Below are 13,831 nucleotides of genomic sequence, written 5' to 3'. Positions count from 1 at the left end.
GTCCTTCTTACATTGTCTTGGGCAGCCATGTGATCAGCGCCGGAAAGGCGATCAGCAGGCCCAGCACCACGAATTCGATCAAGATGAAGGGGGTGATCCCCCGAAACAACTCACCCGGTTTCAGCGCGCCGTTGGCCGCTGCCAGCACGGCATAGAGGTTAAGCCCCACGGGCGGCGTGATGGCGGCGATCTCGATCAACTTGATGATGATCACGGCGAACCAGATCGGGTCGATCCCCAGCGCTTGCGAGATCGGGTAGAGGAATGGCACCGCGATCACTAGAAGCGAGACAGAGTCGATGAACATCCCAAGGATCAGGAAGATGGCGATGGTGGCGATCAGAAAGCCGGTGACACCCAGTTCGCTGGCGATGACGAAGGCGCGCACCTCGCCGATGAAACCGCTGATCAGAAGAAAGCGGCTGAAGATCAACCCCGCAATGACAATGGCAAAGATCATGGCCGAGATGCGGGCCGCTTCCAGCAGCGCCTCCCAGACCTCGCGCCCGCCGATCCGCCGCATCGAGAGCGCGATCACCAAAGCGCCTGCGGCGCCGACTGCCCCAGCTGCCGAAGGCGGATAATAGCCTGCGTAGATACCGCCCATGACAAGCGTCATCAGCAAAAGCACACTCCAGACCTTCGCCAGGGCGCGGCCCCGCATCCCCCATGTGATCGTCAGTTTTGACGGTGGTGCCCATTCTGGCCGGAAAATCAGCATGACACGCACGCCGACCATATAGGCCACGGCTGTCAGACCGCCGGGGATAATGCCCGCGATCAGCAATTCGCCCACCGGCTGCGTCGTCAGCATCGCGTAAAGCACCATCGCGATGGAGGGCGGGATCAACCCCGCCAGCGTGCCCGCCGCCGCGATGCAACCGCCCGCAATCCCGCCATTGTAGCCGAATTTCAGCATCTCGGGCAGGGCCATGCGGGTGAACACACTGGATGCGACGACGGTCGAACCGGAAGCCGCCGCAAAGCCCGCCTGCGCGATGATCGTCGCCATCAGCAGGCTGCCCTTGATCCGGTCCAGCATGTAATGCGCGGCCGTGTACAAATCCGCGATGATACCCGCGCGCCCGGCGATCCCACCCATCAGCACGAACATGGGCACAACGACAAAAGTGTAATCGCTGGTCAGCGTATAGGGCGTGGTCTGGAATGTCGTGTAAAGGAACGTGACGCCTACGGTCAGATACATGCCCGCTGCGGCCACCAATCCCAGAGCAAAAGCCACAGGGACACCCATAGCCAGCAACGCAAGAAGCGCCGCGAAGGCGATCAGACCTGTCTCAAGACCGCCCATCACACAGGCTCCTTGCCGGATATCGCATCCCGGATCAGCCGGATCAGTTGCAGCGTGATGACCAGCAACACCAGGCTGGCCCCCACCGCGCAGGCCAGCTTTGCGGGCCAGATCGGATAACCCAGCGTTGCGGCCGATTTCTCGCGTATGGCAAGACTGTCCAACGCCAGAACCCAGGTGCCTCGCGCGATCAGGGCAAAGACGATGAACCCTGCCAGCTTTGCAATAATCTCGCGTGGAATAACGCTCCAGCGCGGGAATATCCCGCTGAAAAGGTCTACATTGATGTGTTCGTTGCGTGATTGGACCAGTGGCCAGGCAAGGAAAATGGCCGCAGCCGTCAAGGTGCCGGACATGTCAACCTTGAAGGCCAGAAATACACCCAGAAACTCTCCCGCCACGATATCTATCACGCCCACCAGCATCACCATGGCCAAGGCGATGGCGGCAATCCCGCTTGCGATCCGTTCAAACAGCATGGACAGCTCCCCTGCATCTGGTTGCAAGCGGGCGGCAAGTCAGGAACCTGCCGCCCGCCTGTCGACTCTGCAGATCAGTTCTGGAAAGACGTCTGCGCTTCCCGCATCGGACCCACAAGCGGTGCGATCTTGTCACCCATGCCGGCAGCGGTCATCCGCTCTTCCCAGACGCTGATCATGTCTGGCGATTTTGCCACCAGCGCGTCCATATCGGACAGGTTCACGATCTGCCCGCCAGCGGCCTTGTAGGCCTCGACGGCCTTGGCAGCCACCCCTTCCAGCGCAGCCTGATCCTTGGCCATCGCCTCTGCCGCGACCTCTGTCATCAGATCGCGCACCTCTTGCGGAAAGCCGTCCCATGCGGTTTTTGACACATAGAGCTGGAACGTGGTGAAACTGCCAGTGTTGATGTCCGACCAATACGGGGCGGCCGTTTCAAACCCCGAGAATGTCGCCCATTCGATCGGCCCGAAGTTGCAATCCAGCGTGCCGCGGGTCAGCCCCTCGCGCACTTCAGTAGCCTGCACCCGCGTCGGCACCATCCCGAAGGTTTCCATCCAGATCGGCACATAGGCGCCGCCCACCGCGCGCACGCGCAGACCGGCAAGATCGGCCGTGCTGTTCACCGGCTTGTTGCACTGCAGGGTATAGGTCGACGGCACGGTCCATTTCAGGACATGCAGGTTCTGCGCGGCCAGTTCTTCGCTGATTGGCGCTGTCGCATACATCTCGCGCGCCAGTTCATCAGCCACGGCTGGCGTGGCGGACACGCGGTTCAGCAAGCCTGCGGAAACTGCGGTGAGCGGCAATTCCTCGGCGTGAACCGCCTGAGCAAAGACACCCATATCGACCGCGCCGGTTGACACGAGCGACTTGATCTCGGTCAGCCCGCCGATCTGCCCGGCCCAGAACACCTCGATCTGGATCTTTCCCCCTGACCGCCGCTCCACTTCCTCGGCCCACCAACCATCCCATTCAGCGGCGGGCCATGTCTCGGGCAGCGGATGCGCCATCCGCAGCGACAGCGACGGATAGTCCTGTGCCATGGCCCCGCCCGCGAATCCCGCCAGCAGGCCCGACATGGCGCCTGTCACGACAATGGTCTTGAAAACTGCTTTCATTTCAACGTCCTCCCTGATCGTTGGTTGATCTTTCGGCGGCAATGACTGCATCATTCCTCGGTGGTGCAGCACTGGTCCTTGTTGGTTTGGTATCGCCAAACAACTGTTTGCTCAAGCCTTCTGTGCAAGTGAATGACGCGAACGCCATCTTGATGCGGACATTTTTCCATGACATAAATCAAATGATTGTTTGGCACGCTGTCTGAGATCGACCGGAAGGATCACCCATGCGCGACGTCTATGTCATCGGCACTTCTTGCACCGCCTTCGGCAAGCGGCCCGAGATCGGCTTCAAGGACCTGACGCGTGAGGCCTATCTTGAGGCGCTCGCCGATGCAGGGCTGGAGACCGGCGCGGATATCGAGATGGGCTGGTTCGGCAATTGCGGCATGGGCACCTTCGGGCAGCGCAATATCAGGGGGCAGGTCTGCTTCACGCCTTTGGTGCGCGAGGGGCTGTTTCCCGAACGCGTCGGCATGATCAATGTGGAAGGCGGCTGCGCGACCGCCTCCATGGCTTTTCATGGGGCGTGGAAGGATATCCTGTCCGGCCAGGCCGAGGTGTCGCTGGCCATCGGTGTGGAAAAGACATTCTTTCCCGGCGACGCCGCCCGCACGCAGGAAATCTTCGACGGCGGCATCGACCAGCTCGACCCCGAGGAATGGCACGTCTATTACGCAGCACGCGGGGCCGAGGCGGGCAAGCCTTTCGGTGCCAAGGCCGGTGGTGGCACGGTCTTCATGGACACCTATGCCATGCAGGCCGCGTGGCATATGCGCAAATACGGCACAACACAGCGCCAGATCGCGATCGCCGCATCAAAGAACCATCACCACGGATCGTTGAACCCCAAGGCGCAGTATCGTTTCGAGGTGCCTGTGGAGGACGTTCTGGCGGATCGCCCGATCTCCTATCCGCTGACCCGCTCCATGTGCGCGCCCATCGGCGATGGCGCCGCGGCGGCGATCCTGTGTTCCGGGGATTTCCTGCGTGCCCAGCCTGCCGATGTGCAGGCCCGCGCGGTCAAGGTGCGCGCCTCTGTGCTGACGGGCGGCAAGTATCGCGCGCCGGACGAGCCGGGCCTGTCCCGCGTCGCCGCGCAGAAGGCCTATGCCGCCTCCGGCCTGACCCCCGCAGACGTGGATCTGGCCGAGGTGCATGACGCCACATCCTTCTGCGAGATATTCCAGGCCGAAATGCTGGGCTTCTGCGATGACGGAAAAGGCGGCGACCTGATCGAATCCGGGGCGACGGCATTGGGGGGGCGCCTGCCCATCAACCTGTCGGGTGGGCTGGTCTCGAAGGGTCATCCGGTCGGTGCCACCGGCTTGTCGATGATCCATGAACTGACCCTGCAACTGCGCCAAGAGGCCGGCGCGCGGCAAGCCAAACGCGCCCGTATCGCCTTGGCCGAAAACGGCGGCGGTGTCATCGGCTTTGACGAGGCCGCCTGCTCCGTCATCCTGCTCGAGGCCCCAAAAGGCGCCTGACGGGCAGTATCTACTTGCCGAAAATATCCCCGCCGGAGGCTCCGACCTCTCGACCGGCGATCGGGTTCTGGATCAAAGCCCCCCGATCGTCTTGATCAGGCCGATCACATCCTCCAGCCCCTCGCCCTTGCGCAGGGCGGCAAAGACGAAAGGCCGCTCGCCGCGCATCCGCGTCGCATCGCGCTGCATGACCTCCAGCGACGCCCCGACATGCGGGGCCAGATCGGTCTTGTTGATCACCAGAATGTCCGACCGTGTAATGGCTGGCCCACCCTTGCGCGGGATTTCCTCGCCCGCCGCCACGTCGATCACATAGATCGTCAGATCCGCCAGTTCCGGGCTGAAGGTCGCCGACAAATTGTCCCCGCCGCTTTCGATCAGCACCACCTCAACCTCGGGGTGGCGCGCGCGCATCTCGGCCACGGCAGCAAGGTTGATCGAGGCGTCCTCGCGGATCGCCGTATGCGGGCAGCCGCCGGTTTCGACCCCGATGATCCGGTCCAGCGGCAGAACCTGCATCCGCATCAGCGCCTCGGCATCCTCTTGGGTGTAGATGTCATTCGTGATCGCCCCCACGGAATAATCGTCGCGCAAGGCACGGCATAGGGCAGCGGTCAGCGTAGTCTTGCCCGCGCCAACAGGTCCACCGATGCCGATCCGCAAGGGGCCATGGGGTGATGTCATGATCTGAACAGCCTTGTATATTGGGTTTCATGTTTCATCGCGGCGATATCGGCCATCACCGTGCAGCCGCCCAGATCATCCAGCCCCGCACCTGCCAGTGCCTCTTGCGCCAGCAGATCGCACAGCGGCGTCATCGCCGCCAGAACGCGCTGTCCCTCGGTCTGGCCCAAAGGCACCAGCCGCATCGCCGCCCCGGTCAGGTTCGATGCGAAGCCGTGCAGGTAAAGCGGCAGGACCTGTTCCAGCCCCACCCCGATCAGTGCCGCCGCGCGCCCCACCGCCACGGGATAGCATAGGGCCGGCAGGTCCATGTCCCAGATCTCAGCGGTCGTGCGCACGAAGGCCGCGCCCTGTGCTGTCGTCTCCAGCAAGCGCTCGGACGAGGGAGCAAGCGCGCGGGCTACGGCGTCCACATGGGCAAGGGTGGCCGCATCCTCTGCGCGGTACGCTGCGGCCAGAAGGATCGCATCGTTGCGCCCGGTGCCATATTCCAGCACATCCGCCAGCCAGGCCTGAAACCCTGCCGCTTCCGTCACGTCCCCGGCCGCCACGGCCCATTCCAGCCCATGCGAATAGCTGAACCCACCCACCGGATAGGACGGAGAGAGCCATTGCATCAAAGTGACGAGGTGCGGTGTCGGGGTCATCTCAGTGCTCATGCCTCTGATGGTGGTGATGCTCATGCTCATGTTCATGCGCGTGCCCGTGATCATGCGCATGCTTCACCACCGGGTTCCCCTGTGCATCGCCATGATGATGCCCATGGGTGCGGCCAAGTCCGTATGCGCCACCTTCGGGGGTAAAGGGTTCCGTTACCTCAACCACCTCGGCCCCCAGCAGGGCCAGCATGTCGCGCATGACCTTATCCCGCTGGATCAGCAGGCGATCCCCCTCGATCTGGCAGGGAGTGTGGCGGTTGCCGATATGCCAGGCCAGCCGCACCAAATCGGCCCCGCGCACTTCCAGCAGCGCCTCGGCGGCGGCCTGGACCGCGATCACACGGCCATCCGACAGGATGAACCCATCGCCTTGATCCACCGAGACAGTCTGCGCCAGATCGATCAGAAAGGGCACACCCGTCACCGTCTCAAGCCGTTTGCGCCGGAGAAACCGCGCGTCGTAGGTCAGCAAGCAGTGATCATCAGCAGCAGGGATATCGGCCGCACGGGTCAGATGATGGGCATGAGGCAGGGACATCGGATCGGCCTTTCGGGATCAATACAGGAAATAGCGCTGCGCCATCGGCAGCACGGTTGCAGGCTCGCAGGTCAGCAATTCGCCATCCGCGCGCACCTCATAGGTTTCGGGGTTCACCTCGATATGCGGCGTTGCCGTGTTCAGCTTCAGATCCGCCTTGCCGATCCGGCGCGTGTTGGTCACCGCCAAGGTCTGTTTCGCCAGACCCAGCTTGCCGCGTATCCCGTCAGCCTGCGCCGCCTCGGACACGAAGGTCACCGCCGTATGCTCCAGAGCGCGGCCATACGCCCCGAACATCGGCCGGGAATAGACCGGCTGCGGCGTGGGGATCGAGGCATTGGGGTCGCCCATCTGCGCAAGCACGATGCTGCCCGCCATCAGGACCATCTCGGGTTTCACGCCAAAGAAGGCCGGGTTCCACAGCACCAGATCGGCGCGCTTGCCTAGCTCGATACTGCCGATATGCGCCGAGATCCCATGCGCGATGGCCGGGTTGATCGTGTATTTGGCGATATAGCGGCGCACGCGGAAATTGTCGTTCTCGCCCGTCTCCTCGGGCAGGCGTCCGCGCTGCTTGCGCATCTTGTCGGCGGTCTGCCATGTGCGGATCAGCACCTCGCCCACACGCCCCATCGCCTGACTGTCGCTCGCGATGATCGAGAACGCCCCCATGTCATGCAGGATATCTTCGGCGGCAATCGTCTCGCGCCGGATACGGCTTTCGGCAAAGGCCACGTCTTCGGGGATAGACTTGTCGAGGTGATGACAGACCATCAGCATGTCCAGATGCTCGTCAACCGTATTGACGGTGAAGGGCCGCGTCGGATTGGTGGATGAGGGCAGGACATGCGGCAGCCCGCAGATCTTGATGATGTCGGGAGCATGACCGCCCCCCGCGCCTTCGGTGTGAAATGCGTGGATCGTGCGCCCCTTCAGCGCCGCCACGGTATGTTCCACAAAACCGCTTTCATTCAGCGTATCGGTGTGGATCATCACCTGCACATCCATGGCATCCGCGACGGACAGGCAGCAATCTATGGCCGCAGGCGTAGTGCCCCAATCCTCGTGCAGTTTCAGCGCACAGGCACCCGCCAGTATCTGCTCCTCCAGCGCTGCGGGACGCGAGGCATTGCCCTTGCCCGCGAAGGCAAGATTCATCGGAAAGGCATCCGCCGCCTGCAACATCCGCGCCATGTGCCACGGCCCGGGCGTAACTGTCGTGGCCAGCGTGCCATGCGCGGGACCAGTGCCGCCACCCAGCATCGTGGTCACGCCGGAATGCAGCGCATCCTCCATCTGCTGCGGGCAGATGTAGTGGATATGGCTGTCAAACCCGCCCGCCGTCAGGATGCGCCCTTCGCCCGCGATCACCTCGGTTCCCGGTCCCACGACGATCGTGACACCCGGTTGCGTATCAGGGTTGCCTGCCTTGCCGATGGCATGGATACGCCCGTCCCGCAGGCCGACATCCGCCTTATAAATCCCGGTCCAGTCCACGATCAGCGCATTGGTGATGACCGTATCCACCGCCCCGCCTGCGCGCGTCATCTGAGACTGCCCCATCCCGTCGCGGATCACCTTGCCGCCGCCGAACTTGACCTCTTCGCCATAGATCGTCAGGTCGCGCTCCACCTCGATGATCAGATCGGTATCGGCCAGCCGTAGCCTGTCGCCCGTGGTCGGGCCATACATCGCGGCATAGTCGGGGCGGGAAATCTTGACGGGCATCGGAACGATCCTTTGACGAATGATATGCGCGGCAGGGCCTAGAGCGGCCCCATCACCGCCTGATTGAAGCCCTGCACGATCCGGTCCCCGGCATAGGGGATCAATTGCACCTCGCGCCGCTGACCGGGTTCGAACCGCACGGCGGTGCCGGCGGCGATGTCCAGCCGCATCCCGCGCGCAGCCACGCGGTCAAAGTCCAGCGCCGGATTCGTTTCGGCGAAATGGTAATGACTGCCCACCTGTACCGGGCGGTCGCCGGTATTGGCGACCATCAGCGTAATGGCCTCGCGCCCGGCGTTCAGGGTCAGATCACTGGATGCGGGAAACAGCTCGCCGGGGATCATCTGCGCCGCCATGCAAGATAGGCCGCAGCACCCACCACAGCCGATGCCAGCACGATCAGCGACCACGCCGGGTGATCGGCATGAGGATGCAGATGCATCCCGTCATGCGCCAGAAGTGGCGTGGCCCAGAGGGTGGCGGCTATCAGGATCATTCGTTTCATCAGTTGGGCTCCTTGCGAAAATCAGCGGATCGGATTGTGGACGGTCACCAGCTTGGTGCCATCAGGGAAGGTCGCCTCGACCTGAACCTCGTGGATCATCTCGGGCACGCCCTCCATGCAATCGGCGCGGGTGATCACCTGTGCGCCTGCTTGCATCATGTCGGCCACGGACCGCCCATCGCGCGCCCCTTCGACCACCGTGTCGGTGATCAGGGCAATCGCCTCGGGGTGGTTCAGCTTGACGCCGCGCGCCAGACGTTTGCGCGCCACCTCGGCGGCCATCGCGATCAGCAGCTTGTCTTTTTCGCGGGGGGTCAGGTTCATCTCAGATCATCCATGTGCGGGGCAGGGGGCCGTCATTCAGCTGTGCCAAGAGGGGCAGCAGCCTGCGGCGCAGGTTGAAACTGTCTGATGCCGTCAGGCGCAGAAACAGGAGGCCCGGACGGATCAGCGATGCGCCAGCCCCGGCGGGCAAATCCTGGCGCAGGCGGTCCAGATGTGCGGCGGCCTCGGGGCTGTCCTCAGGGGTTGCGAAAAGCACGCTGGCCATCGCCACGGCACCGGCACCAGTGGCACGGCGTGCCAATAGATCAGCCGCATCTCCTGCAAGGCGCATCCTGTCGATGAAAAGCGGCGCGCCGTCTCGCCAGACCTCGATCCGGTCGGAGAGGTGCAAGGCGCGCACGCGCTCGCCCATGGCCTTTCGACCGAAAACCAGTGTCTCGACCAGAAGGCAGCGCGCATCCGCGGCCAGATCGACACGCAAACGCCGATCCAGCCGGGCGGCGTCGAAGAGGATCGTTTCCTGCGGCAGCCAATCCAGTCGGCCCCCTGCGGCCACAATGATCCTTGTGGTGACGCGCGCGGGCTCAATCCCGCTGGCGCGGTAAATCCGTTCAGCCGCCTGCGATGTCAGGCTCAGACGGCTGTCCACACCCACGTGCCCCTCGATTCGCAGGTCGTCGCCGCCCGTGACCCCACCTGACGTGTTGACGATGACGGCACTCAGTCGATCCGCCGGGCCTCGCGGAAACAGCGCCTTCAGGCATCCGGCATGGCGCAGGTCGTCAAGAACCGGAGCGCCGCTGCTGACCTGCGCCTTGCTGTGCAACAGCAACGTGCCGATGGCGCGCTGGGCCCGGGTCGGACCGTCGAGCGGCAAGACCTGCGCTGCATCCAGAATGATCGCCTCCCCCGGCTGCGTTGACCCATCGCGCGCCTTGAAGAAAGCCCCAGAGCCGGGCAGCGCCACGTGATCATGGCGGGGGAGATGGGCGGGAAACATCCGCCGACCTGCATTTCCATCGCGTATCCGGCTGATTTGCCTGAAAAGAGGGCGCGAAGATGAAAATTTCAGCAATCACGAAACCGCCATGTCCGCCAGAAAGGTGCGTCCGGGCCACTCCCCTGATGGTCAAGCAGCGGCGTTCGGGGATGACAGGTCCGCGCCGGTTTTTTCTGATTCACCGCAGCAGATGCGGTTTCGCCCTTGACGGGCCAACCGTGCTTTCGTAAAGCCCGTCACGCTTCGGCGGAGTAGCTCAGTTGGTTAGAGCAGCGGAATCATAATCCGCGTGTCGGGGGTTCGAGTCCCTCCTCCGCTACCAAGCTTTCCTTACAGTTGATGACCACGGATAGGGCCACAATACTGGTCAGTCCGCTCTATAAGGCGCGGGCATTGCTTCCGCCGAGACGGCGTGGCTGCCGTGGGCAACCGGACCGTTCTTGAATGCAGGTGCGTTCATCAGGACAGTCAAGATCAGTGCAAACACCGATGCAGCCGCGATCATGATCCGGAAAAGGGGATAGTGCTGTCCGTCCAAGACGCCAAGCGCGGCAAAAAGGATGCCTGATGTCGGGTCAAAAAAGGCATGCGCCGCTCACCTTGGGTGCGAACGGCGCATGATCAAGACCGGGGATCGCGAGGGCCGGTCAAAAGGTAAGCTGTCTCGGATCGTAGTGGACTTCGCCTGAACGCTTCAGCGCAGGCCCAGGAACCCGAGGATAAACAGGACGATTACCACAAGGCCGACGATATAAATGATCTGGTTCATTTGATTTCTTGCTCCGTTCTGACTGCGTGTCATCAGCACTCCGGTGAGACCGGCCGGAAAGCTCCCGCCGGCGTCTTAGGCTGAATCGAGTTCACAGCGTGGTTTGCTTCACCGCCGGGGCGTGGCGACGATCATTCAGTTAACGCGGATGAAACGGGTTCAGTTCCCGAGACGGCCACCAATCACCCCACAGTCCGCAGCGCGGTGCATGCAAGCGGCGATGATCCGCCGAGCAAGCGCTATCTGTTGCCGGGCGTGGAACCAGAGCGCATGCGAGATGGTTAATCCATACGAGCCGCCAACATCCGTGGCGACAGTGACAGTCCACAACACCCCAGCCATTGGCCAGCGGCGTTCACAGCGTGTGACTGCGGCCACTCATGAAGGAGAAAGACAATGGACGAATCGAAAGTGCAGAGACCTTCGACGACCACCCATACAACGATCAACCGCACCGCGCCCAAGCCCTCGGGCGGTGGTGGCACGATGTGGTTCCTGCTGGGAGGTGTGATCGTCGCGGTCGCCGTCATCGCCTACCTGGTTCTGGGTGGATCACAGATCACCACAGACACGGCAGAACCCGCTGGTGGCAACACATCCATCAGCGTCGAGACCACGGACACGCCCGCAAGTGATCCGGCGCAGGCTCCTGCAGCAGATACGCAGACTCCTGATGCACCAGCCACCGACGCACCAGCCGCCGACGCACCGGCAACCGATGCACCGACCGAGACCGCACCGGTGCCGCAAAGCGACTGATCTTCGCTGTCGGAAAGCCAATCCCCGCGCCACCTGTCCTTGACGCGTCGCGCGGGTTCTCCCTGTTCTTATGTCTTGCCGCGCATCGCTTGCAGAAGGGCCGCGCCAAGCGCGTTGTTGGCGTCAGGCGCAGACCGGCCTGCTTGCTCCGACGGTTTCGGTTGCCCCACCTTGCCGCCCGGCGCCGACTTGCGCGGCGCCTTGGCGTCTGCGGTGGTTTTCGCAGCCGGGCGCTCAGCCCCGGACGTGCTTGCAGCCCCTGCATCCTTGCGCATGGATAGCCCGATCCGTTTGCGGGGGATATCGACCTCGGTCACGCGCACCTTGACCACATCCCCGGCCTTGACCACCTCATGCGGGTCCTTGACGAAGCGGTCGGCCAACTGGCTGACATGAACCAGCCCGTCCTGATGCACCCCGATATCAACGAAGGCCCCGAAGGCCGCGACATTGGTCACCGTGCCTTCCAGCAACATGCCGGGGCGCAGATCCTTGATGTCATCCACCCCATCGGCAAAGCGGGCCGTGACAAAGCTGGGCCTTGGGTCGCGACCGGGTTTTTCCAGTTCAGACAGGATGTCGCGCACCGTGGGCAGGCCGAAGGTGTCATCGACAAACTGTTCCGCGCGCAAACCGCGCAGAGCAGCAGGCTCTCCCATGATCTCGCGAATGTCGCGGCCGCAGGCCTGCACGATCCGGCGCGCCACGCCATAGGCTTCCGGATGGACAGAGGTCGCATCCAGCGGCTCGGCACTGTCGCGCAGACGCAAGAAGCCTGCGCATTGCTCGAACGCCTTGGGACCAAGGCCCGCCACCTTGAGCAGCGCCTTGCGCGAGGGAAAGGGTCCCTGGGCATCCCGATGCGCCACGATCGCCTGTGCCAGTGACGCCCCCACGCCCGCCACCCGCGCCAGCAGCGGGGCCGAGGCCATGTTCAATTCAACCCCTACGGCGTTCACGGCGTCTTCCACCACAGCATCCAGTGCCTGCGTCAGCCGCCGCTGATCCACGTCATGCTGATACTGCCCCACGCCGATGGATTGCGGGGTGATCTTCACCAGTTCCGCCAGCGGGTCCTGCAGGCGGCGGGCGATGGATACGGCTCCGCGCAAACTGACGTCCAGATCGGGAAACTCCTTCGCCGCCAGTTCCGAGGCGGAATAGACCGACGCCCCCGCCTCGGACACGATGACACTGGACGGGCGCTTGGCGGCTTGAGGCAAGAGTTTCAGGGTTTCCGCCACCAGCTTTTCTGTCTCCCGGCTGGCTGTGCCGTTTCCGATGGCGACCAGTTCCACACCGTGTTTGCGGATCAGTTCGACAATCGTGGCCTGTGCGCCGCGCAGATCGTTCTTGGGTTGAAAAGGATACAGCGTGGCCGTTTCCAGCAGTTTGCCCGTCGCATCGACAACCGCCGCCTTCACGCCCGTGCGGATGCCGGGATCAAGACCCAGCGTCGGCCTTGGCCCAGCAGGTGCCGCCAGCAGCAGGTCCTTGAGGTTGCGCGCAAACACCGCAATCGCCTCGTCATGGGCGCGTTGGCGCAATTCGCCCATCAGATCAACATACATCGACAGGCTGAGTTTCACGCGCCATGTCCAGCCCGCCGCCTTGCGCAGCCAGTCGTCGCCGGGACCATCTCCGCTGATGCCAATGGCGGCCGCGACCATGTTGACGGCACGGGCCGCGCCGGTTTCGGGATCGGGTGCGATATCGACGGTCACCACTTCTTCCTTGGCGGCGCGCAGGATCGCAAGGGCGCGGTGCGAGGGGATCTTGCCCCAAGCCTCGCAGTGATCGAAATAGTCCGAGAACTTCGCGCCGGCGTCTTCCTTGCCGGGCACGACCTTGGCGGTGATCAGCGCTTCGGCTCGCATGAAATCCCGCAGTCGGCCCAGAAGGGCTGCATTCTCGCTCAAATCCTCGACCAGAATATCGCGCGCGCCGTCCAGCGCTTCCTTCACACCGGGAACGGCATCGGACAAATAGCCTGCGGCCAGCGCCTCGGGGGGAACGTTGCGATCCGCCAAAATCGCCTGCAACAGCGGTTCCAGCCCGTTCTCGCGGGCGATCATCGCCTTTGTTCGCCGCTTTGGCTTGAAAGGCAGATAGATATCTTCCAGCGCGGCCTTTGTCTCGGCCCCGGCAATGGCGCGTGCCAAAGCATCCGTCAGCTTGCCCTGCTCTTTGATTGAACCAAGAATGACACCCCGTCGCGCCTCCAGTTCCCGCAGATAGGCCAGACGGTCCGCCAGATTGCGCAGCTGCGTGTCATCCAGCCCGCCCGTCACCTCCTTGCGATAGCGGGCGATGAAGGGCACGGTCGCGCCCCCGTCCAGCAGGGTCACCGCAGCGGTCACCTGCGCGGGGCGGGCGTCGATTTCGGCGGCGATACTGCGGGCGATACGGTCGGCGGTGTCAGTCACTGGCAAGATCCTTCGATGGTTCCGGAAAGCCGTGATAATCGCTGCGCCGCCCCGCGCCAAGTGGCCGAGATTGGCC

Annotated in this window: 14 protein-coding genes and 1 tRNA gene; 3 read left to right on the top strand and 12 right to left on the bottom strand. The window is 63.3% G+C overall.

Translation table 11 applies throughout. From position 1 onward, the window contains the following. Positions 1 to 7: 7 nt before the first annotated feature. The 3 genes from PVW27_RS00585 to dctP form a co-directional block, all read right to left on the bottom strand. Positions 8 to 1,312 carry a TRAP transporter large permease gene (locus PVW27_RS00585; protein WP_274554554.1) on the bottom strand — a complete coding sequence of 435 codons (1,305 nt, stop codon included), beginning with the start codon at positions 1,310 to 1,312 and terminating at the stop codon, positions 8 to 10. After that, the gene (locus PVW27_RS00580; protein WP_274554553.1) at positions 1,312 to 1,791 is read right to left on the bottom strand and encodes a TRAP transporter small permease; all 480 of its coding nucleotides are present in this window, start codon (positions 1,789 to 1,791) and stop codon (positions 1,312 to 1,314) included. Before PVW27_RS00580 ends, PVW27_RS00585 begins: the two co-directional genes overlap by 1 nt. A 74-nt stretch (positions 1,792 to 1,865) precedes the next feature. After that, positions 1,866 to 2,912, bottom strand: coding sequence for a TRAP transporter substrate-binding protein DctP (gene dctP / locus PVW27_RS00575; protein WP_274554552.1), 1,047 nt, complete (start codon positions 2,910 to 2,912; stop codon positions 1,866 to 1,868). A gap of 227 nt (positions 2,913 to 3,139) precedes the next feature. On the opposite strand from dctP, the gene PVW27_RS00570 reads away from it, so the two are divergent. Continuing rightward, the gene (locus PVW27_RS00570; protein WP_274554551.1) at positions 3,140 to 4,402 is read left to right on the top strand and encodes a thiolase family protein; all 1,263 of its coding nucleotides are present in this window, start codon (positions 3,140 to 3,142) and stop codon (positions 4,400 to 4,402) included. A 72-nt stretch (positions 4,403 to 4,474) separates the two neighbouring features. On the opposite strand, the gene ureG is transcribed toward PVW27_RS00570, so the two are convergent. The 8 genes from ureG to PVW27_RS00530 are packed head-to-tail and all read right to left on the bottom strand — an operon-like array spanning position 4,475 to position 9,801. Then, positions 4,475 to 5,086 (bottom strand): urease accessory protein UreG, encoded by a 612-nt coding sequence (ureG, locus tag PVW27_RS00565; RefSeq protein WP_274554549.1) that lies wholly within the window; start codon positions 5,084 to 5,086, stop codon positions 4,475 to 4,477. Continuing rightward, positions 5,083 to 5,769, bottom strand: coding sequence for an urease accessory protein UreF (locus tag PVW27_RS00560; protein WP_274554548.1), 687 nt, complete (start codon positions 5,767 to 5,769; stop codon positions 5,083 to 5,085). Before PVW27_RS00560 ends, ureG begins: the two co-directional genes overlap by 4 nt. Next, positions 5,735 to 6,283: an urease accessory protein UreE gene (locus tag PVW27_RS00555; protein WP_274554547.1), complete on the bottom strand. Its 549-nt coding sequence runs from the start codon at positions 6,281 to 6,283 to the stop codon at positions 5,735 to 5,737. Before PVW27_RS00555 ends, PVW27_RS00560 begins: the two co-directional genes overlap by 35 nt. An 18-nt stretch (positions 6,284 to 6,301) precedes the next feature. Then, complete coding sequence (ureC, locus tag PVW27_RS00550) at positions 6,302 to 8,011, bottom strand: urease subunit alpha (protein ID WP_274554546.1); 1,710 nt, start codon at positions 8,009 to 8,011, stop codon at positions 6,302 to 6,304. A gap of 38 nt (positions 8,012 to 8,049) precedes the next feature. Then, positions 8,050 to 8,355, bottom strand: coding sequence for an urease subunit beta (locus PVW27_RS00545; protein WP_274554787.1), 306 nt, complete (start codon positions 8,353 to 8,355; stop codon positions 8,050 to 8,052). Then, positions 8,352 to 8,516 (bottom strand): peptidase M23, encoded by a 165-nt coding sequence (locus PVW27_RS00540; protein WP_274554545.1) that lies wholly within the window; start codon positions 8,514 to 8,516, stop codon positions 8,352 to 8,354. The genes PVW27_RS00545 and PVW27_RS00540 overlap by 4 nt, the downstream gene beginning before the upstream one ends. Positions 8,517 to 8,537: 21 nt before the next feature. Beyond that, positions 8,538 to 8,840, bottom strand: coding sequence for an urease subunit gamma (locus tag PVW27_RS00535; protein WP_274554543.1), 303 nt, complete (start codon positions 8,838 to 8,840; stop codon positions 8,538 to 8,540). Between the two features lies 1 nt (position 8,841). Next, positions 8,842 to 9,801: an urease accessory protein UreD gene (locus PVW27_RS00530; protein WP_274554542.1), complete on the bottom strand. Its 960-nt coding sequence runs from the start codon at positions 9,799 to 9,801 to the stop codon at positions 8,842 to 8,844. A gap of 245 nt (positions 9,802 to 10,046) precedes the next feature. On the opposite strand from PVW27_RS00530, the gene PVW27_RS00525 reads away from it, so the two are divergent. Next, positions 10,047 to 10,123, top strand: a tRNA-Met gene (locus PVW27_RS00525). 843 nt (positions 10,124 to 10,966) lie between these two features. Beyond that, positions 10,967 to 11,329, top strand: a complete 363-nt coding sequence (locus PVW27_RS00520; RefSeq protein WP_274554541.1) for a hypothetical protein — start codon at positions 10,967 to 10,969, stop codon at positions 11,327 to 11,329. 68 nt (positions 11,330 to 11,397) lie between these two features. Here PVW27_RS00520 and PVW27_RS00515 read toward each other — a convergent pair whose 3' ends face one another. Then, positions 11,398 to 13,755, bottom strand: a complete 2,358-nt coding sequence (locus tag PVW27_RS00515) for a Tex family protein (RefSeq protein ID WP_274554539.1) — start codon at positions 13,753 to 13,755, stop codon at positions 11,398 to 11,400. Positions 13,756 to 13,831 lie beyond the last annotated feature (76 nt).

Source organism: Seohaeicola sp. 4SK31, assembly GCF_028802875.1.
GTDB lineage: Bacteria > Pseudomonadota > Alphaproteobacteria > Rhodobacterales > Rhodobacteraceae > Seohaeicola.
Note: the sequence above shows the minus strand (reverse complement) of the source record. Positions and strands in the feature narration are given on the sequence as shown.

Bases quoted from the DNA above. Each gene is read 5' to 3' on its own strand.
- ureG (WP_274554549.1), bottom strand. From the start codon at position 5,086: ATGACATCACCCCATGGCCCCTTGCGGATCGGCATCGGTGGACCTGTT.
- PVW27_RS00535 (WP_274554543.1), bottom strand. From the start codon at position 8,840: ATGAACCTGACCCCCCGCGAAAAAGACAAGCTGCTGATCGCGATGGCC.
- PVW27_RS00540 (WP_274554545.1), bottom strand. From the start codon at position 8,516: ATGAAACGAATGATCCTGATAGCCGCCACCCTCTGGGCCACGCCACTT.
- PVW27_RS00520 (WP_274554541.1), top strand. From the start codon at position 10,967: ATGGACGAATCGAAAGTGCAGAGACCTTCGACGACCACCCATACAACG.
- PVW27_RS00555 (WP_274554547.1), bottom strand. From the start codon at position 6,283: ATGTCCCTGCCTCATGCCCATCATCTGACCCGTGCGGCCGATATCCCT.
- PVW27_RS00580 (WP_274554553.1), bottom strand. From the start codon at position 1,791: ATGCTGTTTGAACGGATCGCAAGCGGGATTGCCGCCATCGCCTTGGCC.
- ureC (WP_274554546.1), bottom strand. From the start codon at position 8,011: ATGCCCGTCAAGATTTCCCGCCCCGACTATGCCGCGATGTATGGCCCG.
- PVW27_RS00530 (WP_274554542.1), bottom strand. From the start codon at position 9,801: ATGTTTCCCGCCCATCTCCCCCGCCATGATCACGTGGCGCTGCCCGGC.
- PVW27_RS00560 (WP_274554548.1), bottom strand. From the start codon at position 5,769: ATGAGCATCACCACCATCAGAGGCATGAGCACTGAGATGACCCCGACA.
- PVW27_RS00570 (WP_274554551.1), top strand. From the start codon at position 3,140: ATGCGCGACGTCTATGTCATCGGCACTTCTTGCACCGCCTTCGGCAAG.
- dctP (WP_274554552.1), bottom strand. From the start codon at position 2,912: ATGAAAGCAGTTTTCAAGACCATTGTCGTGACAGGCGCCATGTCGGGC.
- PVW27_RS00585 (WP_274554554.1), bottom strand. From the start codon at position 1,312: ATGGGCGGTCTTGAGACAGGTCTGATCGCCTTCGCGGCGCTTCTTGCG.
- PVW27_RS00545 (WP_274554787.1), bottom strand. From the start codon at position 8,355: ATGATCCCCGGCGAGCTGTTTCCCGCATCCAGTGATCTGACCCTGAAC.